Consider the following 25902-nt stretch of genomic DNA (forward strand, 5'->3'; position numbering starts at 1 on the left):
ATGCGAGCATCGTGATCGCCGAGGACAAGTTAGTAAGGGCACTCGGTGGATGCCTTGGCACCAGAAGCCGATGAAGGACGTGGGAGCCTGCGATAAGCCCCGGGGAGCTGGCAACCGAGCGTTGATCCGGGGATGTCCGAATGGGGAAACCCGGCTGGGGTCATGCCCAGTCACCGGCGCCTGAACACATAGGGCGTTCGGAGGGAACGCGGGGAAGTGAAACATCTCAGTACCCGCAGGAAGAGAAAACAACCGTGATTCCGTGAGTAGTGGTGAGCGAAAGCGGAAGAGGCTAAACCGTGCAGGTGGTAAAGCTGGCAGGCGTTGCCTGTGCGGGGTTGTGGGGCCGTCCAGCTGGGGCTGCCAACCCGGCAGGGAGTGAGAAACCGTTGCTGAAGTCGAAAGGTCTGGAAAGGCCTGGCGGAGAGGGTGACACCCCCGTAGACGTAAGGCAGCGGCTCCCGGACGTGTCCCCAAGTAGCACGGGACCCCGGAAATCCCGTGTGAATCTGGCGGGACCACCCGCTAAGCCTAAATACTCTCTGGTGACCGATAGTGAACCAGTACCGTGAGGGAAAGGTGAAAAGTACCCCGGGAGGGGAGTGAAATAGTTCCTGAAACCGGGTGCCTACAAACCGTCGGAGCGGCTGGCTCTCCTTGTGGGGGTTGGCTGTGACGGCGTGCCTTTTGAAGAATGAGCCTGCGAGTTAGCGGCATGTGGCGAGGTTAACCCGTGAGGGGGAGCCGTAGCGAAAGCGAGTCTGAAGAGGGCGTTGAGTCGCATGTCCTAGACCCGAAGCGGGGTGATCTACCCATGGGCAGGGTGAAGCGCGGGTAAGACCGCGTGGAGGCCCGAACCCACCGGCGTTGAAAAGCCGGGGGATGACCTGTGGGTAGGGGTGAAAGGCCAATCAAACTCCGTGATAGCTGGTTCTCCCCGAAATGCATTTTGGTGCAGCGTCACGTGTTTCCTGCCGGAGGTAGAGCACTGGATGGCCTAGGGGGCCCACAAGCTTACCGAAGTCAGCCAAACTCCGAATGCCGGTAGGTGAGAGCGTGGCAGTGAGACTACGGGGGATAAGCTTCGTAGTCGAGAGGGAAACAGCCCGGACCACCAGCTAAGGCCCCTAAGCGTCCGCTAAGTGGAAAAGGATGTGGAGTTGCTTAGACAGCCAGGAGGTTGGCTTAGAAGCAGCCATCCTTTAAAGAGTGCGTAATAGCTCACTGGTCGAGTGATTCTGCGCCGACAATGTAGCGGGGCTCAAGCGGACCGCCGAAGCTGTGGCATTCGCACGTGAACCTGGCCCTTCGGGGTTGGGTGTGCGGATGGGTAGGGGAGCGTCGTGTGGCGTGTGAAGCGGCGGGGTGACCCAGCCGTGGATGCCACACGAGTGAGAATGCAGGCATGAGTAGCGAAAGAGGGGTGAGAAACCCCTCCGCCGGATGACCAAGGGTTCCAGGGCCAGGCTAATCCGCCCTGGGTAAGTCGGGACCTAAGGCGAGGCCGACAGGCGTAGTCGATGGACAACGGGTTGATATTCCCGTACCGGTCTTGCCGCGCCCATGTCGAATCCGGTGATGCTAAGCGCCCGGCCCCGCGCTGGTCCTTCGGGACTGGTGGTGGGTGTCCGCGCGTGACCCGATCCGGTAGTAGGCAAGCGATGGGGTGACGCAGAAGGGTAGCTCTACGCGGCGATGGTAGGCCCTTTCGGGCTGAACCGCGGGCAAGGGTGTAGGGCGAGGCGTAGGCAAATCCGCGCCTCATACAAGCCTGAGACCTGATGCCGAGCCGATTGAGGCGAAGTGAGTGATCCCATGCTGCCGAGAAAAACCTCTAGCGAGTGGCAAGGCCGCCCGTACCCGAAACCGACACAGGTGGTCAGGTAGAGAATACCAAGGCGATCGGGCGAACCGTGGTTAAGGAACTCGGCAAATTGCCCCCGTAACTTCGGGAGAAGGGGGGCCGGATCCGTGACGGAACTTGCTTCCTGAGCGGTGAAGGTCGCAGAGACCAGGCCCAAGCGACTGTTTACTAAAAACACAGGTCCGTGCGAAGTCGCAAGACGATGTATACGGACTGACGCCTGCCCGGTGCTGGAACGTTAAGGGGACGAGTTAGCTGACCCTTCGGGGTTGGCGAAGCTCTGAACTTAAGCGCCAGTAAACGGCGGTGGTAACTATAACCATCCTAAGGTAGCGAAATTCCTTGTCGGGTAAGTTCCGACCTGCACGAATGGCGTAACGACTTGGGCGCTGTCTCAACCACGGACCCGGCGAAATTGCACTACGAGTAAAGATGCTCGTTACGCGCAGCAGGACGGAAAGACCCCGGGACCTTTACTACAGCTTGGTATTGGCGGTCGGTTCGGCTTGTGTAGGATAGGTGGGAGACTGTGAAGCCTGGACGCCAGTTCAGGTGGAGTCGCCGTTGAAATACCACTCTGGTCGTACTGGCTGTCTAACCTCGGTCCGTTATCCGGATCAGGGACAGTGCCTGGCGGGTAGTTTAACTGGGGCGGTTGCCTCCTAAAAGGTAACGGAGGCGCCCAAAGGTTCCCTCAGCCTGGTTGGCAATCAGGTGTTGAGTGTAAGTGCACAAGGGAGCTTGACTGTGAGACCGGCGGGTCGAGCAGGGACGAAAGTCGGGACTAGTGATCTCGCGGTGGCATGTGGAAGCGCCGTGACTCAACGGATAAAAGGTACCCCGGGGATAACAGGCTGATCTTGCCCAAGAGTCCATATCGACGGCATGGTTTGGCACCTCGATGTCGGCTCGTCGCATCCTGGGGCCGGAGCAGGTCCCAAGGGTTGGGCTGTTCGCCCATTAAAGCGGTACGCGAGCTGGGTTTAGAACGTCGTGAGACAGTTCGGTCCCTATCCGCTGCGCGCGTAGGAGACTTGAGAAGGGCTGTCCCTAGTACGAGAGGACCGGGACGGACGAACCTCTGGTGTGCCAGTTGTCCCGCCAGGGGCACGGCTGGTTAGCCACGTTCGGAAGTGATAACCGCTGAAGGCATCTAAGCGGGAAGCACGCTTCAAGATGAGGTCTCCCACCGGGTCAACCGGGTAAGGCCCCCAGCAGACTACTGGGTTGATAGGCCAGAAGTGGAAGCGAGGACTAGCGACTCGTGAAGCTGACTGGTACTAATAGGCCGAGGGCTTGTCCTCTAACACACGTATGCTCGTATTCCACTGTGCGGTTCTGGAAACACAAGCCACCACCCCCGCACACACCCCCCCCAGGGTTAGGGGTGGGCGGCTCGGGTTGTGACAACAGAACAACGAGCCCACCCGGGACCGTGAGCATTTCCTAGGTTTTTGAAGGGTGTGGGTTGTCTCGGTGGTCATAGCGGAGGGGAAACACCCGGTCCCATTCCGAACCCGGAAGTTAAGCCCTCCAGCGCCGATGGTACTGCAGGGGAGGCCCTGTGGGAGAGTAGGACACTGCCGGACAACCACAACACGTGGAGGCGTGGGGTGAAACCGTGAGGAACGGTGTCGCCCCACGCTTTTTTCGTTTGCCTTTTCCCTTTCCCTGCCTGCTCGCCCGGAAAGAGCGGCGGGCAAGGTCGAGCCGTTCCGCCCTGTCCTGGCGTCCCCGGTTGTCGATCCTGGGAGGACGCATGACACGCCACGACCGGCATCCCGAGCTCGCGAGCATCCTCGGTGGGCTTCGACCCTGGTCTACCTCGGTTTCCCGCACATGGAGCACCTGGGGCCACGGCCCGAGGGCTATCGCCACCCGTACCCGGACAGTCCTCACCTCATCTTCGGCAGGAAAGCCGAGAGCCGACACGTCGGGACGGACGTGTCTTCGCCTGCTCACGGCGTGGGTTGCGCTGGGCGCCAGTCGTAGACCTCGTAGGCGAGGGCGAGCCGGCGCGTGCGGTACAGCGACGACGAGCCGGGCAGGAGGTGCTCGACGGGACGGTCGCCGTTCAGCACCCGAGGTTCGAGCTGGTCGGTGATGACGGGCGCGACTCGGAGCGGTCGGCTGGGGCCAGGAGCGGGGAGACGGCCCAACGCGCGGCGGACCGCAGCAGTGCCCCTGGGGCCGAGGATCCGCATGGCTGTGGCGCGAGCGGTGAGGTCGAGGGAGCGCAGACGTTCGCGCGACGTGGGACGGTGGCCGGTGAAGCCGTCCGCGAGACGCGCGAGCAGCTCGGCGGTCTCGGACGCCCCCGTCGGGAAGGGCAGCGTCCGACACGCCTCGGCGAGGGCGCCGCGGGTCGTGGGGTCCAGCAACTCCCGAACAGCGTCGGCCACCGAGGCCGGCTGAGTCTCGTCAGCGTAGAGCGCGAGGCCCGCGTCAGCGAGGCTGCGGGCGCGCGTGCGCTGGTCGTCGGTGGCGGTGGCGGTGTTCGGAACGAGGATCGTTGGAACCCCGGCGAGAAGCAGCTCGTGAACGGCGTTGTAGCCAGCCGCGCTCACCGCGGCATCGAAGGTGGCGAGGTAGCGCGCGAGAGGGTAGACGTTCGCGAGCTCGTGTACGCGATCCGCCAGGTGGGAGGGAAGGCCAGCCCGGGCGAGCGGTGCGCGGGTGACGGCGACCTGCCAGTCGTCGGTGTCGAGAAACGCTGTGATCGCCGCCATCGCCGGGGTCACCGTGTCATTGATCGAGCCCGCGCCGAGGGTGACGAGTGCGGTCGGTCGATCCGGATCCAGCCCGAGAGCGGCGGCCGCCTCGGCGCGGGACAGCGGCGGTTGAGCCTCGAGCATGCTGACCGGCGAGACCCGGGTCGCGTCGGTCAAGCGCGCTGTCGCACCTAGGTCGGCGGCGCCGGCCACGTCTCCTGGCTCGACCACGAGGTCGAAGAATGGCCGAGCGTTGAGGGCGCGCCGGTTCACTCCCGGCCGCCACATGCCGCGGCGTATCCAGACGAAGGCAACGTCGGGGTGAGCGGCACGGGCCCGCAACAAGCCCAGGTACGGCGCGACGCCGTCGAAGGCCAGCACCCGCGCCCGGGTCTCCCGCAGCAGCAGCGACAACCGGGCGCTGAGGTAGCTGTGCCACATCAGGTGGGGCATCCAGTTGCGGTGGTGGCTCGGACAGTACTCCGCCCGCAACCCATGGCGCTGCACGACATGGACGGCCTGGGACAGCGAGAAGACGATCGGCTCGGCACGGCCGGCGAGCAGATGCGCGACCGCCGCCTGCCGAGCCAGGTGTCCCATCCCCGTCCCATTGCTGGTGGCGAGGACGACGCGTGGGAGCTCGCTCACCGGGCGCGGCGGGCGTTGAGCCAGTCGACGATGACCCGCGCGATGCGCGGTCCGGCCTTGCCGTCCCACAGCGGTGGCACCGGCCACTCGGTCAACGGCCCGCGTTCGAGGACGGCCTGCAGCTCGTCGGGGAGCGTGTCCGCGCGCACCAGCCGGTTCGTGCCGTGCGTGATCGTGATGGGCCGTTCGGTCGACGGCCGTAGGGTGAGGCAGGGGACACCGAGCACGGTGGTCTCCTCCTGCACACCACCGGAGTCGGTGAGGACGGCGGCCGCGCCGCGCACGAGTGACATGAACTCGACGTAGCCGAGTGGGTCGACGACGCGGATGTTCGGGTGGTCGGCGAATCCCAGCTCGAGCAACCGAGCCCGCCCACGCGGGTGCAGGGGGACGAGGATGGGCAGCAGGTCGGCGCACTTGTGGATGGCCTGGATGAGGGTGACCGCGTGCGCCTTGTCATCGACGTTGCCCGGCCGGTGCAAGGTCGCCACCGCGTACGGTCCGGACAGCCCGTGCGCCTGCCGCGCCGGCTCCGGGTCGAATCGGTCAAGGTGGGCGAGCAACGTGTCGATCATCGGGTTGCCGACGAAGTGGATCCGGTCCGCCGGCACGCCCTCCCGGGACAGGTGCGCGATGGCGTCCGGGCTGGTCGCGAACGCGAGGTCGGACAGCGCGTCGGTGACCTTGCGGTTGATCTCCTCGGGCATGGTGAGGTCGAAGCTGCGCAGCCCCGCCTCGACGTGGGCCACCGGTACGCCGATCTTGGCGCAGACCAGCGCGGCCGCCAGGGTGGAGTTGACGTCGCCGTAGACCACGACGAGGGACGGGCGCTCGGCGAGGAACCGCTCCTCCAGCGCGGTCATCACCGCGGCCGTCTGGGTGGCGTGGGACCCCGATCCCACACCGAGGTTGACGTCGGGACGCGGCAGCTCCAGCTCCCGGAAGAAGATGTCGGACAGTTTGTCGTCGTAGTGCTGTCCGGTATGGACCAACTGCTGTCGGACGCCCAGGGACGTCAGCGCGGAGAGGACGGGCGCCGCTTTGGGGAAGTTGGGACGCGCCCCTGTGATGTGGACGACGGTCACGGGTGTGAACCTCCACTGTCGAGCCATGCGCGGACGGCGGCCGCGAAGGCGCGCGACACCCGCGACGGGGAGATGCGTGCGGCCGCTCCGAGGGCGGCGGCACGAGCGCGTGGGGTCACCAGGCTCCTCGCTTGCGCCAACGCGGTGAGCAGGCCGTCTGGGTCGTCGCCGTCGTATCGCAGGGCGTAGGACGGGCTGACTCGCGCCGCCTCACCCGAGTCCTCGCGGAGGACGACCGGAAGCCCGAACGTTAACGCCAACGCCAGGGCGCCGGAGTTAAGCGACCGACGGTACGGGAAGACCGCGACGTCGGCGGCACGAAGGTAGACCTGCATCTCGTCGTCGGGAATCTTACGCAGCGCGGCGTACACGGCCGGATGGGTGAGCACCCGCTCGCGGAAGGCGCGAGTCTCCTCCTCCTGGTTGGTGGGTCCGGCCACGATCAGCGCGTAGCGACCGGGCTCGCGCTCGCACAGACGGTCGAACGCGTCGAGGAGCTCGGTCAGCCCCTTGTAGGGCTGGACGCGTCCGACGAGCGCGAACGCGGTGACGTCGGGCGGCATGCCCAGTTCGAGCCGGGCCTGCTGTTTGGTCATCCACGAGGGATAGACGTCGTGGTAGGCCGGGTGGGGAACGGCGAGCAGTTTCTCCTCGGGAATGTCGAACCACGGGGAGACGAGCTCGCGGGTCCGCGGGCTCATGACGTGGACACGCTCGGCGAGGTTCACCACACCCTGTCGGAGCTCCGCCTCCAACCGCTCGAAGCGGGTCTCGTGGGGGAGGACGTTGTGGACCGTCCACAGGATGCGGGCGCCCTGCTCCTTGAGCTGGCTCAGCTGGTCGAGGTACCGCTTGAGTCGGTCGCGGGCATCGGCCTCGTCGGCGGCCTTGGCCATGACGACATTGAGCCAGTGGACGTGGACCACGAGGTGGAGGCCGCTCCCAGCGACCGCGCGGGCGAGACGGAGGGTGGTGTCGGGGTCGTACGTCGGCACCGGTGTCAGCCCGGCGTCGCCGAGCTGGGAGTACAGCATCGCCTGGAAGGGGTTGCCCCGCACCACGGGGTAGTACGCGAGCAGGCCGGCACCGGCCCGCGACCAGTCCATGGCCGAGAGGGCGCGGAGCGCGTCGTCGAGCGCCAGCGAGGGCTCGTAGCCCAACCGTCGGGTGATCAGCATGGTGCCCCTTCCGTCGCCTGGCCGTCGTCCGCGGAGGGTGGTGCCGGGGTGCCCTCGGCGTCGACGGCGGGCGGCGTCGACGATGCGATGGATGGCAAGGACTCGAGTCCGTCCACGCCCCCGGCGAGCCGCTCGGCCGCCGCCTTGCCACCTCGGGCCAGCAGGTCGTCGTAGGCGGCGCCGAACGCCCGCGCCACCGCGGACCAGGACCGCTCCGCGGCGACCCAGCGGGCCGCCTCGTCGACCAACCGGTGCCGCTCGGCCTCGGCGTCCATCAGCCGCTCGGCCGCCGCGGCGAGCGCCTCGGGGTCGCCGGCCCGGAAGGAGTGCCCGCGCTGGTCGGTGCCGATGATCTCGACCAGCGCCGGGAGATCGGCCACGAGGAGCGGCACCCGCATCGCCATCGCCTCGAACGGCTTCATCGGTGAGACCATCCGGGCGGCACGGTCATCGACCCGGGGCACGACGAACAGGTCGATCTGCGCGTAGTACTCCGCGACGGTCTCGAACGGCACATTGCCGGTGAAGCGCACGAAGCGGGCCACACCGAGCTTCTGGGCCAGGCGCTCCAGCTCAGCTCGGCGGTGGCCGTCCCCCACGAGCAGCCCGGTGACAGCCCGTCCCCGCGCGCGGAGCTTCGCCACGGCCTCGATGAGGACCTCCTGCCCTTCGCGCGGATGGGACAGGTTGCTCACGTACCCGAGGGTGAAGGTGTCCGCGAGGCCGAGCTCGCGGCGCCGCGTGACGTCTCGCTCACGCGGGACGAACCGTGTGAGGTCCACGGCGTTGGGCACCACCCGCACCTTGTCAGCGGGGATTCCGTGACGCCCGACGATCTCGTCCCGCATGGGTCCGGACAGCGTGATCACGAGATCCGCCGCCTCCATCATGCGGGTCTCGGTCGCGAACCGACGCTCGTAGTACTCGCCCCGCTCGGCGTAGCGGGGGTCGTCGGTCCAGGTGGCCTCGAAGAAGCTGCGCACCTCGTACAGCCAGGGAATGCCTGCCCACCGGGCGACCGCCTGGCCGGCGAGTGCCGACTCGAAGCCACGGTGTCCCGAGGCGACGTGGAGGAGTGCCGGGCGTTCCCGTGCCACGACGGCGGCGAGCATGCGGGTGGTCAGCTCGACGTACTCGTCGTGCGCGAGCGTGAGCAGCTGCTTGCCGGCGTTCGGCAGCAGGTGGTGGTAGGTGACCTCCTCGACGACGCTGCGCTCGGGCGCCTGCTCGACGCCCAGGACGCCGGGGAACCCGGGCATGGTCACGCCGAAGACGTCCCAGCCGGCTCGGGTGAGCGCCTGCAGCGACTCGTGCGACCTCGTGCAGAAGCCGTTGTGGAGGAAGGGGCGGGACTCCTTGGCCAGGTAGAGGACGCGCCTGCCGAGAGGGGCGGGCGGGGGAGGCGCCGTCGCGAGGACGGGCCGCCACCGGGCATCGGTCTCCCGGATCCGGCCGGTGAGTTTGCGAGCCGAGCTCCAGTGCACCGGGTCTTGGGTGCGTTCGACCCGATGGAGGGCATGCACGGTGGCCTCGGTGTAGCAGCCCCGCTTGATCGCGACCCGCGACGCCACATCGAGGGCGCGGGGGTCGTCGGGGTTACGTCGCAAGACGGCGGCGACGTGCTCCGCCGCGCGCTCGTAGTCACCCGAGCCCAGGCAGGCCCGTGCCGCGGCCAGCCCAGCGCGCGTGATCCGAGCGGTGTGCTGGCCGAGGACCAGCTGTTGGACTCGCCGGATCCGTCGCTTCGCCTGGGGCGAGAGGCGCTGGCGGGCGACGGCGACCACGGTGTCGGTCAGCTTCTTGGTCCACTGGTCCGCAAGGCTCATGGCGTGAGGATCGCCTCCGGGAGTCCGTCGTAGCGCACGTCGCCGTCGTCGAGGAGCTGTGCGTGGTCAGCCTGCCAGGTGTGCTCGCCGCCGTGTCGGACGTAGACGTATCCGAGGCCGTGCGTGCGATAGATGGTCCCGCCGATCGAGCGGACGCGGGCGAGCAGGTCGGCGTCGACGTGCCGGGGTGAGGTGCTCCATCCGCCGGCCGCCTGGAGGACGCCGCGCGACAGAAGCATCGTTCCGCCCGCCGGGGTGACGTCGTAGGCCTCCACGGCGGCCCACGTCCGGTCGACGGTGGTGCCCTCGCCGACGAGGTGGACGAAGCGGGCTGCCTTCGCGACGAGGTCCGCGCCCGAGGTGCGGGTGGCGACGACCAGGTCCGTGAGGTGGTCGGGGCCGTACCGGTCGTCGTCGTCGACTTTGGCGAGCAGCTCCCCGTCAGCGCGCCGGGACAGGGTGCCGAGGACCTCCCCGAGCGTGCGGTCGGCGGGGACGTCGACCACCCGCAGGGGGACCGGAAGGTGCGCCCGGAGGTCGGCGACGGTGGCCTCGTCGAGCGTGTAGCCGTGGGTCCCGAGGAGGACCTCGAAGGTCGGGTAGGTCTGAGCGGCGAGGTCCCGGACGCAGGTCATCACGTCGGTGGGTCGCTTGCTGGCGATGAGGACGGAGACGGTCGGCAGGCTCAGCGGCGTCGCCTCTCCGTTCGACCCGGTTCCGTTCGAGCCGGTGCCGCCGACGGCGGCGAGTCGGGCCAATGGTGTGTGGCGGAGCGCGGGGTCGTGGCGGATCGCAGCGTTCCGGGCCGCCGCCACGCTCACCTGGTAGCCGGACGGACCATCGACCGTGGACGGGTCGTCGACCACGACGTGGCCACGGTGGGCCAGCCGGTCGCGGACGGCCGCGCTCGGGGAGGTCATGACGACCCCGCAGGCGGCGAGGCCGGCCAGCACGTGGTCGACGAACGGCGTGTCCGGAAGGTCGTCCGCGAGGGAGACCACCGCGTACTTGTCCCACCGCGGCGAGACCAGCGTCTGCTCGACCGAGCCGCGCGGGTGGAAGGACAGCACCCGGTCACCGGCCTCGGTCCACAGCACCACCCCGTCGCCGTCAGGGCGCAGCGAGTAGCGCCGCGCCGTCCCGACCAGCCGCCGTCCGTGCGGGTTGGCCAGCGCGGTCACGAGCGGCCAGCGAAACTCCACGGTCCGAGTCGTGAGCGGTGGGAAGGGGCCGCTGGTGTCCAGCGGTGGATCGCCGAGGACGCCGTGAGGCCAGGTCGAGGATCCCCGCACCCAGGCGGTGCGGTCGACGGTGGGGACGACCCCACCGGTCTGCTCCCACCGTCGAGGCCGCAGGACGGTCGTACAGAGCTCGTCGAGCGCGTCGCCGACACTGCGCCGGCTCTTCCACCGCAGGCGAACCTCGAGGCGGGAGCCCACCGCTCGCCAGCTGACCGCGGTCGTGTCGCGCGCCAAACCACGCGGTCGGAGTCCGCCGCGCAGCCAGGTCGGCATGGTCGCGATGCGCAGCGAGACCTCCCGGACGTGCCCGTGCAGCAGGCACGACCCGGCGAGACGTTCCAGACAGGCGGCGTCGGGAAGATCGAGCCGGAGGACCTCCGCGTGGACCGGCCGGCGTGCCTGGGGGTCGTCCAGCCGGTAGCGGCGCGGGCGGAGACCGTGGGTCGGCGAGACCTCGACGGTGTCCCAGCGCGTCATCCGGACGGTGACGCCCCCGGTCAGGCGACGGGCGAGCTCGTGTGCCTCGTGTCGGAGTCTCGCCGTCCGGAGCCTCCTCACCCGACGACCTCCCGTCTCACTCTCCGCGCGCTCGCACCCAGCTCACCGGTCACACCTCTGTCCCGCGATGCCGGACCGTGGCCGCGACGCCTGGACGGTAGGACCATCCTGACCCGGGTCAGACGCGTTCGAGACGGGAACGTAACGGAGCGACGCGATGACGGACGGCTCGGGTGCGGTCCGTGGTGGGTGTTCAGCATCGGACGCATTCGTCCCTATGCTGCCTTTTTCGTGGTCGACGACACGCCTCACGGCGTCCATCAGGTTGGCATGACCGAAGACCAGGAGACCGGCACGCCGGTCGGGACGAACACCGTCGTTCTCCTCCGTGAGGAGAGGTGGCCGGCGTGGCCAGGCGTGTGCTGCTGGCGGGCGAGTGTCCACGCGGCATTCGCCGAGGCCGGCCTGGACGTGCGGGAGATCCCGTGGTCGCCGCTTGAGCGGGAACAACCGGAACGTCCCGCCCCGCCGCCGTCCCACACGCGGCGTCCGGCGCGTGAGCAGTCGACAGCCGTGCTCGCGCTCCAGTTCATGGGCCGTGTCGCTCGAGCCGGTGTCGTGACGGCGGGCCGTCGGGTGCGGGCGGCCGCGGGTCGGGTAGGGCGGGAGCTCGAGGCCCGGGTCGCCGACCGAATGCCCCGATCGGTGCCGCCTCCGTCGGGTGTCCAGGACACGGTGAGAGTCAGTCCGCCGTCGGAGTCGGACCCCCGCCTGCGTGGTCTGACGAGGGCGCGGCTGGTGCTCGCCGAATCGCCCGAGGGCGCCCTCGCCGCTGTCCGGTCGGGTGTGCCGGCGGGGGTCGTCTGGCTGCTCGCCATCCCGCCGGAGCGGTCCGCGCCCGGTGAGCCGGTCACGTGGGCTGGTCCGCTGCGTGAGGCGGTGTCGGAGATCGGCGGGCTCGTCACCGACAGTCTGGACGCCGCTGGCATCCTCGAGCGGGTCGCCGGACCCGTGCGCACGGTGGTTCTGCCGCCCCTCGCGTCAGACCGTGCCTGCCCGACCTGCGGTGGGGGAACGCCTGCAGGAGTCGACCCGGAGAAGCGTCCCCCGACGCTCGACGTCCACCCGACCGACATCCCCTCGCACCTGCTGCTGTGGCGGCGGCTGCTCGACGAGCCGACGCCCACCGAGTACTCGTGGGCGGTGGCGCGGCTCCGCGGTGAGGGCGGGCCCTGGTTGCCACCGGAACGCGACACGTGGGGCGCCACACCCGACCGCGCGACCGGCGGGTCCGCGCCCGACTGGAGCGCCTCGGCGCAGGCCGCGGGCGTCCGACGGCTGCTCGCGGCACTGCCTCCCCCCGCTGACCAGGTGCCGGCGGGCGCCTCGCCCCTGCGGGTCCGGGTCTTCGGGTACGACATGAAGTTCATGCGGGACCTCGCCCGCGTCTTGGGTGAGCGACCCGACTTCGACCTCGTGGTGGACGAGTGGCGCAGCGCCAGCGCCAAGAACGACGGGATCACCGAGAACCTCGCGCGCTCCGCGCAGACTCTCGTCGCCGAGTGGGCGCGGCCGAACGCGGTCTGGCTGTCCAAGGTCAAACGGCCCGACCAGTACCTCGTGGTACGTCTGCACCGGTTCGAGATCGAGAGCGCCTACCCTCGCCAGATCGACATCGACGCGGTGGACGCGGTCGTCTACATCGCGCCCCACATGGGTCGCCGGATTCGCGACGAGCTCGGCTGGCCGGCCGACAAGCTGGTCTACATCCCCAACTACACCGACCTGGCGAACCTGGACCGGCCGAAGTATCCCGACGCCCGCTTCACTCTCGGGATGGTCGGGATCGTGCCGAGCCTCAAGCGGTTCGACCTCGCCCTGGACCTGCTGGCGGCGATCCGCCGGGAGGATCCGCGGTTCAGCCTGCTGGTGCGTTCTCAGATGGGCTGGGCGCACCCACCGTCGTGGGAGTCGGCGGAGGAGCGTCGCCAGGTCCAGCGGGCGTTGGAGCGGGTGGAGAAGGATCCGCTGCTGCGGGGTGCCGTGGTCTTCGACGCCTTCGGGCGCGACATGGCCGCCTGGTTCCGCAAGGTGGGCCACATCCTCTCCCTCTCCGACGTCGAGGGCTCGCACGTGGCGTTGTGCGAGGGCATGGGCTCGGGCGCGGTGCCGGTGATCCGCGGCTGGGAGGGCGCCGCCGAGGCCTACGGCGCCGAGAACGTCAGCGCGTCCCTCGACGACGCGGTGGCCAAGGTGCTCGAGAGCGCCGACCCAGCGGTGTGGGAGGAGCGGTCGCAGCAGGCCAAGGAGGAGGTGGCCCGCCGCTTCGACCCCACCCAAGTCGTCGAGGCGTGGGTCGACCTCTCGTACGGCCACGCCGAGAAGGCGAGGCAGCGGTTCGCCGCCTACGTCGACGAGTCGCTGCGGCTCGCTCCGTAACCAGCGGCGCGCGTGCGAGACGCAGTCGCGTGCCCGGGACCGCCACGTGAGGGGTGCTGGGTGGGAGGTCGGGTATGGCCTGGAAGACTCGGTCGCGTGGAGATCTGCTGTCTCGGCCCGAACGCGACGTCCGCCCCGGGGTCGTCGCCTCCACGCCTGGTCCGGCGGGAACCGAACCGGCGTCGAGGAGGCGGCCAAGATGGTAACTTTTTCTTAAATCTCCACTGTGACCTGTCCAAACGGCCGCGTCGGCGGCGCGTACGCACTTAGAGTCCCGAACGTGTGTGACCTCGTTGTCGTCGGGCTTGGCTATGTCGGCCTGCCACTGGTCCGGGAAGCCTGCCGATCCGGCCTCCGTGTCGTCGGCTTCGACATCTCGTCGGCCGTCGTCGAAGGGCTGATGGCCGGTCGCTCCCACGTCGACGACATCTCCGACGACGACGTGGCGCAGATGCTGCGTGCCGGCTTCGTCGCGACCACGGACGAGGAGGCTGTGGCCGGCGCTGACACCGTGGTCCTCTGCGTTCCCACGCCGCTCGATGAGGACGGCGGGCCCGACCTGACCGCCGTGACGTCGGCGGCCGAGATGGTGTCGCGGCACCTGCGCGCCGGCATGCTGGTGGTCTTGGAGTCCACCACCTACCCCGGAACGACCGACGAGCTCGTCCGGCCCATCCTGGAGAAGTCCGGCCTGCGCGCCGGTGAGGACTTCGCGCTCGCCTACTCGCCGGAGCGCATCGACCCGGGCAACAAGCAGTACGGGCTGCGGAACACGCCGAAGGTGGTGGGTGGGCACACGCCCAAGTGCGCCGAGCGAGCGGAGGCGTTCTACGCCAAGATCTGCGACCGCGTGGTTCGGGCGAAGGGCACCCGCGAGGCCGAGATGGCCAAGCTGCTCGAGAACACCTACCGTCACGTCAACATCGCCCTCGTCAACGAGATGGCGATCTTCTGCCACGAGCTCGGCATCGACTTGCGCGACGCGATCGCGGCCGCCTCGACCAAGCCGTTCGGCTTCCAGCCGTTCTACCCCGGCCCAGGCGTCGGTGGGCACTGCATCCCGATCGACCCCAACTACCTGTCGTACAAGGTCAAGCGGTTGGGGTACCCGTTCCGGTTCGTGGAGCTGGCGCAGGAGATCAACCAGCGGATGCCGGCGTACGTCGCGCAGCGGGTCCAGGATCTGGTCAACGAGGCGGGCCGGTCGGTCAAGGGCTCGTCGGTGCTGCTGCTCGGCGTGACGTACAAGCCCAACATCGCCGACCAGCGCGAGTCGCCCGCTCCGCAGGTGGCGCGTCGCCTGCGACGGATGGGAGCCAAGCTCCAGTTCCACGACCCGTACGTTCCCGAGTGGGAGGTCGACGGCGAGCCGGTGCCACGCGCTGAGCCGCTGCTGGACGCGCTCAGGTCCGCGGACGTCACCGTGCTGCTGCAAGACCACGAGGCGTACGACGTGGAGACGCTCCGCGCGGCTCGGCTGCTGTTCGACACCCGAGGACGGGTCACCGACGGGACTGCTGAGGTCCTCTGATGCCGCCGCTGCGCGTGCTGGTGTGCACGGTGGTGCACCACCCGCAAGACGCGCGCATCCTCCATCGCCAGATCAAGGCGATGGTGGAGGCGGGGTACAGCGTGACCTACGCCGCCCCCTTCTCCGCGTACGACGCTGAGGTGTGGCCTGAGATCGAGGCCATCGACCTGCCCCGCGCCTCCGGGAGGTCGAGGGTGGCGGCGCTTCGAGCCGCGCGGCGAGTGTTGCGGGAACGAGGCCGGGACGCCGACATCGTCCTGCTCCACGACCCTGAGCTGCTCCTCGTGCTGCCGGGGCTGACGTTCGCGGGCGCGGTCGTGTGGGACGTGCACGAGGACACCGGGGCGGCCCTGGTCGCCAAGAGCTGGATCCCCGGCGCGCTGCGCCCGCTGGCCCGCGCGGGGATTCGGCTGATGGAGGGACGTGCCGAGCGGACGGTGCGGCTGATCCTCGCCGAGGAGGGCTACCGCGCCCGCTTCCGCGGCATCCATCCGGTCATCCCCAACACGACCTACGTCCCGGACGCTGTCGTCCCGCCGGGCGAGCGCCGCGTCGTCTACGTCGGACACCTGGCGCGAGCCCGTGGCGTGGACGTGATGGTCGAGGCGGCACGGCTGCTGCGCGGTCACGGCGTCACCTTCGACGTCATCGGCCACGCCGACAACCACGCCCGCCGGCTCCTGCTGGCGGCGCAGGAGGCGGGCGATGTCCACTGGCACGGTTTCGTCGCCAACGACAAGGCGATGGCTCTCGTGCGGGGCGCCTTGTGCGGCCTGTCGCTGCTCCGGGACCTGCCGAACTACCGGCACTCCATGCCGACGAAGGTGTTGGAGTACATGGCTCAGGGGGTCCCGGTGGTGACGACGCCGCTGCCAGCGGCGGTGTCGCTCATCCAGATCCACGGCTGCGGGCTGGTCGTCCCGTTCGACGACCCCGAGGCGACCGCGCGGGCGGTGCTTCGGCTGCGTGACGACGCGGAGCTGCGGGTCCAGATGGGTCAGCGTGGACACCAGGCCGCCCGGGTGGGCTACCACTGGCCGGACACCGCCCGCGACTTCCTGGGCCGGATGGAGGCGTGGGCCAAGGCGGCCCGGCCGAACCCGTGCTTGACGCTCGGCACCAGCTGAGGCGGCTGCCGCGGACCCACGACTCGACGCCCGTCCGCGGCCGGTGCGGCGCTACGCTAGCGGTTCGTCCTGCTCCGTCCCGGTTCGGAAAGGCGCGCACGTGAGGATCACAGTCGTCGGCCTGGGCAAGATCGGCTTGCCTCTCGCCGTTCAGTACGCCGGCAAGGGGCACACGGTGACCGGCGTCGACATCAACCCGCGTGTCGTCGAGCTGGTCAACGAGGGGACGGAGCCGTTTCCCGGCGAGGCCGAGCTGGCCACCCGGCTCAAGCAGGTGGTCTCCGAGGGCGCGTTGACCGCCACCGATGACTACGCCCGAGCGGTCCCCGACGCCGAGTACATCGTCGTGGTCGTTCCGTTGTTCGTCGACCCCGACGGCGTTCCCGACTTCGGCTGGATGGACGAGGCGACCGCGGGGATCGGTGCCCACCTCACCGCCGGCACGACCGTTCTGTACGAGACGACGCTCCCCGTGGGGACGACTCGAGGTCGGTGGAAGCCCGCGCTGGAGCGGGCGTCAGGGCTCACCGAGGGCGTCGACTTCTGGGTGGCGTTCTCGCCCGAGCGTGTGCTGACCGGCCGAGTCTTCGCTGACCTGCGGAAGTACCCCAAGATCATCGGCGCGCTGGGCCCGGAGGGGGCCGCACGAGCGAGGGCGTTCTACGAGGCGGTGCTCGACTTCGACGAGCGGCCGGACCTGCCGCGACCGAACGGCGTCTGGGATCTCGGATCGGCTGAGGCAGCCGAGCTGGTCAAGCTCGCCGAGACGACGTATCGAGACGTCAACATCGCGTTGGCGAACCAGTTCGCGCGCTTCGCCGACCGGCAGGGGATCGACTTCCTCCAGGTGATGGAGGCCGCCAACTCTCAGCCCTACAGCCACCTCCACCGGCCTGGCATCGCGGTGGGTGGGCACTGCATCCCGGTCTATCCCCGCCTCTACCTGTGGAACGACCCGGACGCCACGGTGGTGCGGGCCGCTCGGGAGGCGAATGTCGCGATGCCGGCGTACGCGGTCGACCTGCTGGCGCAGGCGTACGGTGACCTCGCCGGCGCCCGCGTGGTCGTGCTCGGTGCCGCCTACCGGGGTGGTGTGAAGGAGACGGCGTTCTCGGGAGTGTTCCCGACCGTCGAGGCGCTGCGTGAGCGGGGCGCTGAGGTGGTCGTCCACGACCCGCTCTACGACGACGCGGAGCTGTCCGGTCTGGGCTTCAAGCCCTACCACCTGGGCGAGCCGGTCGACGCGGCGGTCATCCAAGCCGACCACCCCGAGTATCGCGACCTCGGCCCCGCGGACCTGCCCGGTGTGCGCGCGCTCGTCGACGGTCGAGCGATCACCGATCCGGCGCGGTGGGTCGGGGTGGCGCGTCGGGTGATCGGGGTCGCCTCCGCGTCCTGATCACCTCAAGCCACCGACGTCCAGGCCGAGGACGCCTGCGAACGTCGTGACGACGGGGCGCCGACTCCCGCGGGATGCCGGCGCCCCGTCACGACTCACTTGCTGGCGAGCTGCTTCAGCTCGGCGTACGAGCCGCTGAAGTAGTTCTGGTCCAGCGGTGTGTCGGTGTACTGCCAGAAGGTGTGCCTCTTCCAACCCGGCGGCAGCGGACCCACCTGGCCGTCGTAGTTGGCGATCCACAGGGGGTTGTCCTCGAAGGACCGGTGCGATCCAACGCACTGCTGCCACCAGCTGGTGTTGGTGTAGATGATCGCCTTCCGGCCGGTGAGCTTCTCGTACGTGGTGACGAAGTCGTCGATCCAGGCGGCGAGCTCCTGGGGCGAGCGGTTGTAGCAGGTCGCCACGCCGACCGCCTCGCCGAACTCGATGTCGAGGACGCCGGGAAGGGTCCATCCGTCCCCCTTGCCCCCTCCGCCGTTGGCGACGAAGTACCGGGCCTGCGCGGCGCCACTGCTGGTGTCGGGTCGGCCGAAGTGGTAGGCGCCGCGGAGCATGCCAACCTTCCGGGAGCCGTCCCAGGCGTGCTTGTAGAACGGGTTGACGTAGGAGGTGCCCTCGGTGGCCTTGATGAAGACGAACCGCTTCCCTTGCTTCCACCAGTAGTCCCAGTCGACGTAGCCCTGGTGGCTCGCGACGTCCATGCCCCTCACGCGGACCCACTTGTTGCCGGGGCCGAAGCGGGCCTCGTGGGCGGCGTAGGGGTTCTTGGTGGGCGTGGGCTTCGACGTGGGCGTCGCCGTGGCCGTCGGCTGGTCGGGCTGGGGCTCGGCCGTGGGCTCGGGTTGCGTCGGTTTCGGCGCCGCTTCCGCGACGGCCTTTCCGCCAGCGGCCGCACCCTTCGACGACGGGGCGACCCGGCGGTCCGCCCGGGAGGCCGCCTCCGAGCTCCGGGCGGAGTCGTCGGTGGCCGCCTCGTCTCGCGGTGCCCGGGGCGGGGTTCCGAGCGCCGCCTTGTGCGGTTCCGTGGCGGACGCCGGCCGGTCGGGCGGTGCGACCTGGGCGAAACCGACGACGCCGAGGGTTGGGTCGGCCTCGTCGTCCGACGTTGAGCCGAGCTCGTTGTGGGAGGAGAGGGCGGTGTAGGTCGGGGCGGCCAGCGCGACGGCGACCGCGAGCACCCCGAGGACCGCCTTCATGCCGTGGCCGCTCCTGGTGGGAGCGGTGATGAGCCGACGGATGAGGGGCGCCAGGCGCGCGGCGCTTGCCCGCGCCGTCTCGGCCGACCGCACCTGAGCCGACCGCACCTGGGCCGCCTTCTTGCGGGCCCCGCGGAACCATGGGGCCCTGGTGATCCGGTCGAGCAAGGGCGAGACGCCGAACCAGCGACGCTTGGGATTCTGGGAGGCGGATGGCCGCACGAAAGATCTCCTCGGGTCGGGGGCAAGGGCACACGGTCCCGACGTCGTCCACCTCGCACGAGGTGGCCTCGGCGTGAGGGCACAGGTGACCGATCGACGCGCCCGCGCGCGCCGGTCTGGGTCGGGTCGCTGATGCGACGGTCGGGAGCCGTGGGGAGGCTGCCGGGTGCGACCCCCGTCGCCGGCCTCGGCATTCTGCGAGACCGCCATGGAGAGCCTCAAATCGAGGTGTCCACAATGCGGGAAATCCCGGGAAGTTCGTGTCGACTTGGTGTAGAGCGCGGCGGAAGTCTGGAGAGGCCTTCATGTGACGTATGAGGGCACCTGCGTGAGTCGTCGGAGCCGGCGCTGGCGGTTCCTCACGAACGCACGATGCGTCGTAATCAAAACGTTAGGTACCGATTCGCAACCAGCCGGCCGGGTAGGGCGTTTGGCACGTGGAGTGGTGGGGCCGGTCGCTTCCCACCTGCCCACGGGCGAGTCGTAACCGCTCGCTCGGCTGATCGTTGGTAGCGCGGGTGGTCGGCTGCGACCGGTCGCGGCGAACGGGCGGCATGCTCGTCCCCGCCTCTCGCACGGCCGTGCGGCGGTCGTCCCACGGCAAGCCTGCCTTCGACACGTGGGGGTGTTGTGAGACATCGGGTCGCACGCGGTGTCAAGCGTGGCTTCGACATCGTGTTCGCACTGGTCGGGCTGGTCGTTCTCGCTCCTGTCGCGCTCGCGGTCTGGGTCCTGGTCCGCTGGCGGCTCGGCTCACCCGCCATCTTTCGTCAGCGCCGCACCGGCATGCATGGTCGGCCGTTCACGGTCCTGAAGTTCCGGACCATGACCAACCGGTGTGACGCCAACGGTCAGCTGCTGCCGGACCACCGACGCCTCACCCGCTTGGGTCGACTCCTGCGCAAGCTGAGCCTCGACGAGATCCCACAGCTCATCAACGTGCTCCGCGGCGACATGAGCATCGTGGGCCCGCGGCCGCTGCTCCCGAAGTACGACCAGTGGTACACCCCCTACGAGCGGCGGCGGTTCGACGTGCGCCCCGGCATCACCGGATTGGCTCAGATCGCCGGCCGCAACACGGTGAGCTGGAGCACGCGCCTCAGCCTCGACGTCGAGTACGTCGACCGCTGGTCGCTGTGGCTGGACTTCAAGATCATCCTGCAGACGATCAAGATGGTCTTCGCCCGCGAAGGCGTGGTTGTGGACACCCGGGCGCTGATGAGCGACCTGGACGAGGAGCGTGGCGACGCTCCGACTCACCAGCTCATCCTCACGTCGCGCGACCGCGAGCTCCTGCGCGCCGGCTGACCGGCACGGCAGGGCTCACACGCCGAGTCCTGCCGTGCGGTAGGCCGGGAAGAACGCTCGGTCCGGGTCGAGTCCGACGGCCCGCGCGGCGGCCCGGTAGGCCTCCTCATCGAGGACGGCGGTGATCGTGCGGTAGGTGAAGCGGTCGGGGCCGAACCCGCCTTTGAAGCGCAACAGGCTGTCGTTGTCGCCCCCGACGCCTCCACCGAGGTGCAGCCAGCGGTCACCGCGTCGGTGCGACTCCTCCGCGACCGCCTCGAACAGTGGCCGGGCCGCTCCGAGCGCGTAGTCGGCTGTCCGGGTGCCGCCGAGGTGGTACTGCACGATCCCGTTCGTGCGCAGGAAGATCGCCGCGCTCGCCACCTCGCCGTCTGGCTTGCGGGCCACCCACAGCTCCGCGTGCTCACCGAGCTCGGTCAGCATGCGCCGCACCCGGGCCTCGTCGAGCAGGTAGGAGTCGGCCGCGTTGTGCTTGGCCATCGTCTCCAGGTAGCAGGTGGTGAAGCCGGTGACGGCTGACGCGCTGTGGTCGCGGACGAACGTCAACCCGTGCTGCGCCGACTTGCGCAGCGCCCGCCGATGGTGCGCCGACGCGCGCGCCAGCCGCTCCTCTCGGCCGAGGGTGAGGTCGACCGCGACGGTCGGCGTGGCCGAACGCGGCACGAACGGCCCGGTCGTGAACAGGCCACTGGCGTCCAGCAGTGGGTTGGTGCGGACGAACACCGAGAGGACCGAGAGCTCGGCGCAGACCTTCGTGAACCAGTCCGCGAACGCCCGTCGCCACTCCTCGCCGAGATTGTCCGCCGGGACGTCGCACACCGGACCCGGGTAGCCGTAGACCGACGTCGCGTCGTACTCGTAGCCGGTCGCTCGTCGGACCTCGGCCGGTAGCGGTCGAAGCGTCAGGGGCAGCGCGACGTGCACGCCCTCGGACTCGTACGTCAGCAGAACCGACGTACACCCGTCGGGTGTGGCGAGCCGCTGGTAGGCGGGCAGGTGGTAAGTGTCGTACCCGCCAGCCGACTCCAGACCGGCGAGCCAGGCCGACTCGTCGTCGAGCGTGATCACAGTGCTCAAACCGATGTGTCCAGGGTTCAAACCGATGTGTCGAGAGTCCATGCCGATGTGGGAGTGGAGGGCCGAAGGATGGTAGGCGACAGCGGCCTGGGCAAGCCTAGAGGTCGTCGTCCCATGCGCGTGGCCGGGTGAGGCGGATGGGGCCTGCCGACCTCGTGGTCCGCGACGTCGAGGACGGGTTCGAGGAGGCGGCGGCGCTGCTCCGACTCGTCGTCCCGACTCCGTGCGCTGGGCTCACGCCGTATGACAGCGACCGGTTCGGACGCTTCCTCGCCGCGGCCCACGCGGTGCCGAGACCACACCGCACTCTGCTGCTGCGCGGGACGTTCGCGAACGACGACCTCGCGGGCGTAGCCGACTGGCGCGTGCTCGGATCCAGCCTCTTCCTCAACGGGGTGGCGGTGGCTCCTGCCTGGCGGAGGAACGGCGTAGGACGACGGTTGCTCCTCGACGGCGTCGCCCTGGCACGCCGTCTGGGCTGTGGCGCGATCGAGCTGGACGTCGCCAGTGACAACGCCGCGGCGGCCGCCTTGTACGAGCGGCTGGGCTTCACGGAGGTGGGCGGTTCGAGCTGGGTCTCGCTCGGTGAGCCGAACGCGGGAGAGGCGCCGGCGGGATCGTCGACCTGGCGGCTCGCAGACTGGCCGGCGTTCGCGGCCCACCACGCCGCCTACGGCTTCGGCGACCTGGGAGTACGACGAGCTGACGCGACCCTGACGGTGCGGGTGCTGCCCGGCGGCTGGCGGCTTGGCGCGGTACCTGGCCCGGGTGAGCTGGCCGCCCTGGTCAGGGACCTGTCGGACGTCCTGCCGGCACCCGAGCGGATGTTCGTCGTCGACGAGTCGGCCGACGTGGACGGCACCCGGCTGGCAATCTTTCGGCGGCTCCGCCTCGAGGTGAAACCTTCCCCCAGGTGAACGCCTCCCGAGCTCCGGCTCGAGGTGCACGCCAGGTCGGGCGCGCTGCCGGGTGCGGTCCAGTCCACGGCAAGGTCGCGGGCTTGTGGCGAAGCCCAGGTAGCATCGCTGGCGACTGTTCGTCCGATTGCCCTACCAGGTGGTGTGATGCCCGTCGATTACCGGTTGTCGAACCTACGGGCGCTCGAGGCTGAGTCGATCCACATCATCCGGGAGGTCGCGGCCGAGTTCGAGCGGCCGGCGCTGCTGTTCTCGGGTGGTAAGGATTCCTGCGTCATGCTCCGGCTCGCGGAGAAGGCCTTCTGGCCGGCGCGGATTCCATTCGCGGTGCTCCACATCGACACCGGCCACAACTTTCCGGAGGTCCTGGAGTTCCGCGACCGTCGGGTGAAGGAGCTCGGCCTGCGCCTGGTGGTGGGCTCGGTCCAGGAGGCCATCGACGCCGGACGGATCCGCGAGCGGCCAGGCCAGAGCCGCAACCGGCTGCAGACCCAGGTGCTCCTGGAGACGGTGGAAAAGCACGGTTTCGACGCGCTGCTCGGCGGGGCACGCCGCGACGAGGAGAAGGCGCGCGCCAAGGAGCGGGTCTTCTCCTTCCGGGACGAGTTCGGGCAGTGGGATCCGAAGAACCAGCGGCCGGAGCTGTGGAACATCTACAACGGCCGTATCCATCCCGGCGAGTCGATCCGAGCGTTCCCGCTGTCGAACTGGACCGAGCTGGACGTCTGGCAGTACATCGCCGAGGACGGCCTCGAGATCCCGTCGATCTACTTCGCCCACCAGCGCAACGTCTTCTACCGCGACGGCATGCTGCTGGCCGAGTCCGACGTCCTGCCTCGCCGCGAGGGTGAGGAGGTGTTCTCCGCGACGGTCCGCTACCGCACGGTCGGTGACATCTCCTGTACGGGCGCGGTGCTGTCCACCGCGTCGACGGTGGAGGAGATCATCGCCGAGGTCGCGACCAGTCGGGTGACCGAACGCGGCGCGACGAGGGCGGATGACCGGTTCAGCGAAGCGGCCATGGAAGATCGCAAGCGCGAAGGGTACTTCTAGTGGATCTGTTGCGATTCGCTACGGCGGGCAGCGTCGACGACGGCAAGAGCACGCTGATCGGGCGGCTTCTCTACGACTCCAAGGCGATCTTCGAAGACCAGCTGGAGGCGGTTGAGCAGACCAGCCGCGCCAAGGGGTACGACTACACCAACCTCGCGCTGCTCACGGACGGTCTGCGCGCCGAACGCGAGCAAGGCATCACCATCGACGTGGCCTACCGATACTTCGCCACGCCGAAGCGGAAGTTCATCATCGCCGACACGCCCGGCCACATCCAGTACACCCGGAACATGGTGACCGGGGCGTCGAACGTCGACCTGGCGCTCATCCTGGTCGACGCGCGCAACGGGATCGTCGAGCAGACCCGTCGCCACGCGTTCCTGGTCTCGTTGCTGCGGGTCCCGCACCTGGTCCTGTGCGTCAACAAGATGGACCTGGTGGGCTACGACCAGGTCGTCTTCGACAAGATCAAGCAGGAGTTCCTGGGCTTCGCCACCAAGCTCACCATCCCCGACCTGGAGGTCATCCCGATCTCCGCGCTCGAGGGCGACAACGTCGTGCAGCGCTCGACGAACATGCCGTGGTACGACGGGCCGTCGCTCCTGCACCACCTGGAGAACGTCCACATCGCCAGCGACCGGAACCTGGTCGACGTGCGCCTGCCGGTCCAGTACGTCATCCGGCCTCAGTCGAACGAGTTCCACGACTACCGCGGGTACGCCGGCCAGATGGTGGGCGGTGTGCTCAAGCCGGGCGACGAGATCATGGTGCTGCCGTCCGGGATGACGTCGCACGTCTCCCACATCGAGACCGCGGACGGGCCGGTCGAGGAGGCGTTCCCGCCCATGTCGGTGACCGTCCGACTCACTGACGACATCGATGTCTCCCGGGGCGACATGATCTGCCGGCCGCACAACGCCCCCCGCTCCGCCCAGAACATCGACGCGATGGTGTGCTGGATGGTCGACGAGCCGCTCCGGCCAGGTCAGCGGATCCTGGTCAAGCACACCACCCGGTGGGCGAAGGCGATCGTCAAGCGGCTGCACTACCAGCTCGACGTCAACACGCTGCACCGCAACATGTCGGCGGAGGAGCTCAAGCTCAACGAGATCGGCCGGGTCAGCCTGCGGATCGCGCAGCCGCTGTTCGTCGACGAGTACGCACGCAACCGGCTGACGGGCGGGTTCATCATCGTCGACGAGGCGACGAACGTCACCGTCGGCGCCGCGATGGTGGTGGACGCGAGCTGACCCCGTTCCAGGCAGCACCGCCCAGGCAGCACCGCCCAGGCGGCGCTGCCAAGGAAGTAAGGAAGTAAGGAAGTACTGCCAAGGAAGCCCTGCCAAGCAAGCACCGTCTCGAGCCAGCACGGTCCCAGCCAGCGCGGACTCAGCCCAACGTCGAGCGCTCAGCCCAGCACGATCGCCCGAGCCTCCGCGAAGGCCTGGGCTGCCCGCTCGAGGTCGTCCCGGGTATGGGCGGCCGACATCTGCGTGCGGATCCGTGCTGTCCCGCGCGGGACGACCGGGTAGGAGAAGGCGGTGACGTAGACGCCGAGGTCGAGCAGGGTCGCCGCCATGCGGCTGGCGACCACGGCGTCGCCGAACATCACCGGGACGATCGGGTGCTGTCCGGGCAGCACGTCGAAGCCCAGCTCCACCATGCGGCTCCGGAAGAAGGCGGTGTTGTCCCACAGGCGCTGGCGAAGGTCGTCGGAGGTCTCGAGCAGGTCGAACGCGCGCAACGCCGCCGCGGCGATCGCCGGCGCCAGGGCGTTCGAGAACAGGTAGGGCCGGGAGCGCTGCCGCAGCAGCTCGATGATCTCCGCACGTCCGCTCGTGTAGCCGCCGCTGGCCCCACCGAGCGCCTTGCCGAGGGTGCCCGTGATCACGTCCACGCGGTCGCTGACTCCGTGCAGCTCCGGCGTCCCCTTCCCGTGCTCGCCGACGAACCCGACCGCGTGGGAGTCGTCCACCATCACTAGGGCGTCGTACTCGTCGGCGAGGTCGCAGATGTCGGCGAGCGGCGCCAGGTAACCGTCCATGGAGAAGACGCCGTCGGTGGCGATCAGTCGGAACCGCGCGTCGGCGGCGTTCTGGAGCTGCTTCTCCAGGTCGGCCATGTCGGCGTTGCGGTAGCGCAGGCGGCGCGCCTTGCACAGGCGGATCCCGTCGATGATGCTGGCGTGGTTCAGCTCGTCGGATATGACGGCGTCCTCCGGCCCGAGCAGCGTCTCGAACAGACCGGTGTTGGCGTCGAAGCACGAGCTGTACAGCAGCGTGTCCTCGGTTCCGAGGAACGCCGAGATCCGCTGTTCGAGCCGCTTGTGCAGCTCCTGGGTGCCACAGATGAAGCGAACCGACGCCATGCCGAAGCCCCACTCGTCCAGGCCCTTTGTGGCCGCGGCGATGAGGTCGGGGTGGTCCGCGAGACCGAGGTAGTTGTTGGCGCAGAGGTTGAGCACCGGTTGACCACCGGCGACCGCGACCCGGGCGCCCTGCGGTGTGCTCAACGGACGCTCGTTCTTCGTCAGCCCTTCGGCGCGGATCTCGTCCAAGGTGGCGCGCAGGTGGTCGCGCATC

At 69.0% G+C, this 25902-nt stretch carries 16 protein-coding genes and 2 rRNA genes; 10 read left to right on the plus strand and 8 right to left on the minus strand.

The genetic code is table 11. The features are described from left to right. The first annotated feature begins 22 nt into the window (after positions 1 to 22). Positions 23 to 3168, plus strand: a 23S ribosomal RNA gene (locus DFJ64_RS10300). Positions 3169 to 3336: 168 nt separating this feature from the next. After that, positions 3337 to 3453: ribosomal RNA gene (gene rrf / locus DFJ64_RS10305) — 5S ribosomal RNA — on the plus strand. A gap of 369 nt (positions 3454 to 3822) precedes the next feature. Here the strand turns inward: rrf and DFJ64_RS10310 are convergent. From DFJ64_RS10310 to DFJ64_RS10330, 5 genes are read right to left on the minus strand one after another with little or no spacing between them, the layout of a single operon-like run. Then, positions 3823 to 5223, minus strand: a complete 1401-nt coding sequence (locus DFJ64_RS10310) for a glycosyltransferase (RefSeq protein WP_115850267.1) — start codon at positions 5221 to 5223, stop codon at positions 3823 to 3825. Next, positions 5220 to 6308, minus strand: coding sequence for a non-hydrolyzing UDP-N-acetylglucosamine 2-epimerase (wecB, locus tag DFJ64_RS10315; protein WP_211310560.1), 1089 nt, complete (start codon positions 6306 to 6308; stop codon positions 5220 to 5222). Before wecB ends, DFJ64_RS10310 begins: the two co-directional genes overlap by 4 nt. After that, on the minus strand, positions 6305 to 7486 hold the full coding sequence (locus DFJ64_RS10320) for a glycosyltransferase (RefSeq protein ID WP_115850269.1): 1182 nt from the start codon (positions 7484 to 7486) through the stop codon (positions 6305 to 6307). Before DFJ64_RS10320 ends, wecB begins: the two co-directional genes overlap by 4 nt. Next, on the minus strand, positions 7480 to 9312 hold the full coding sequence (locus DFJ64_RS10325) for a glycosyltransferase family 4 protein (protein ID WP_115850270.1): 1833 nt from the start codon (positions 9310 to 9312) through the stop codon (positions 7480 to 7482). Before DFJ64_RS10325 ends, DFJ64_RS10320 begins: the two co-directional genes overlap by 7 nt. Continuing rightward, entirely contained in the window at positions 9309 to 11111 is a 1803-nt protein-coding gene (locus DFJ64_RS10330) for a glycosyltransferase family A protein (RefSeq protein WP_115850271.1), read from the minus strand. The genes DFJ64_RS10325 and DFJ64_RS10330 overlap by 4 nt, the downstream gene beginning before the upstream one ends. A gap of 270 nt (positions 11112 to 11381) precedes the next feature. Here DFJ64_RS10330 and DFJ64_RS10335 point away from each other — a divergent pair, with 270 nt between their 5' ends. From DFJ64_RS10335 to DFJ64_RS10350, 4 genes are all read left to right on the plus strand, one after another. Then, entirely contained in the window at positions 11382 to 13490 is a 2109-nt protein-coding gene (locus DFJ64_RS10335) for a glycosyltransferase family protein (protein WP_115850272.1), read from the plus strand. 280 nt (positions 13491 to 13770) lie between these two features. Continuing rightward, on the plus strand, positions 13771 to 15021 hold the full coding sequence (locus DFJ64_RS10340; RefSeq protein ID WP_115850273.1) for a nucleotide sugar dehydrogenase: 1251 nt from the start codon (positions 13771 to 13773) through the stop codon (positions 15019 to 15021). After that, positions 15021 to 16148 (plus strand): glycosyltransferase, encoded by a 1128-nt coding sequence (locus DFJ64_RS10345; RefSeq protein ID WP_115850274.1) that lies wholly within the window; start codon positions 15021 to 15023, stop codon positions 16146 to 16148. Before DFJ64_RS10340 ends, DFJ64_RS10345 begins: the two co-directional genes overlap by 1 nt. A gap of 100 nt (positions 16149 to 16248) precedes the next feature. Next, the gene (locus DFJ64_RS10350) at positions 16249 to 17547 is read left to right on the plus strand and encodes a nucleotide sugar dehydrogenase (RefSeq protein WP_115850275.1); all 1299 of its coding nucleotides are present in this window, start codon (positions 16249 to 16251) and stop codon (positions 17545 to 17547) included. 95 nt (positions 17548 to 17642) lie between these two features. On the opposite strand, the gene DFJ64_RS19910 is transcribed toward DFJ64_RS10350, so the two are convergent. Next, entirely contained in the window at positions 17643 to 18965 is a 1323-nt protein-coding gene (locus tag DFJ64_RS19910; protein WP_245941054.1) for a GH25 family lysozyme, read from the minus strand. Positions 18966 to 19595: 630 nt separating this feature from the next. On the opposite strand from DFJ64_RS19910, the gene DFJ64_RS10360 reads away from it, so the two are divergent. Beyond that, the gene (locus DFJ64_RS10360; RefSeq protein WP_115850276.1) at positions 19596 to 20273 is read left to right on the plus strand and encodes a sugar transferase; all 678 of its coding nucleotides are present in this window, start codon (positions 19596 to 19598) and stop codon (positions 20271 to 20273) included. A 15-nt stretch (positions 20274 to 20288) separates the two neighbouring features. Here the strand turns inward: DFJ64_RS10360 and DFJ64_RS10365 are convergent, their stop codons facing one another. Next, the gene (locus tag DFJ64_RS10365) at positions 20289 to 21341 is read right to left on the minus strand and encodes a GNAT family N-acetyltransferase (protein WP_245941296.1); all 1053 of its coding nucleotides are present in this window, start codon (positions 21339 to 21341) and stop codon (positions 20289 to 20291) included. 146 nt (positions 21342 to 21487) lie between these two features. On the opposite strand from DFJ64_RS10365, the gene DFJ64_RS10370 reads away from it, so the two are divergent. From DFJ64_RS10370 to cysN, 3 genes are all read left to right on the plus strand, one after another. Further along, positions 21488 to 22267: a GNAT family N-acetyltransferase gene (locus DFJ64_RS10370; protein ID WP_115850278.1), complete on the plus strand. Its 780-nt coding sequence runs from the start codon at positions 21488 to 21490 to the stop codon at positions 22265 to 22267. A gap of 147 nt (positions 22268 to 22414) precedes the next feature. Then, positions 22415 to 23320 carry a sulfate adenylyltransferase subunit CysD gene (gene cysD, locus DFJ64_RS10375; RefSeq protein WP_211310561.1) on the plus strand — a complete coding sequence of 302 codons (906 nt, stop codon included), beginning with the start codon at positions 22415 to 22417 and terminating at the stop codon, positions 23318 to 23320. Then, positions 23320 to 24570 (plus strand): sulfate adenylyltransferase subunit CysN, encoded by a 1251-nt coding sequence (gene cysN / locus DFJ64_RS10380; protein ID WP_115850280.1) that lies wholly within the window; start codon positions 23320 to 23322, stop codon positions 24568 to 24570. Before cysD ends, cysN begins: the two co-directional genes overlap by 1 nt. 158 nt (positions 24571 to 24728) lie before the next feature. Here the strand turns inward: cysN and DFJ64_RS10385 are convergent, their stop codons facing one another. After that, a complete protein-coding gene (locus tag DFJ64_RS10385; protein ID WP_211310814.1) occupies positions 24729 to 25901 on the minus strand; it encodes a glycine C-acetyltransferase in 1173 nt (390 codons plus the stop codon). Position 25902 lies beyond the last annotated feature (1 nt).

Origin of the sequence: Thermasporomyces composti (assembly GCF_003386795.1) — a bacterium.
Lineage (GTDB): Bacteria > Actinomycetota > Actinomycetes > Propionibacteriales > Actinopolymorphaceae > Thermasporomyces > Thermasporomyces composti.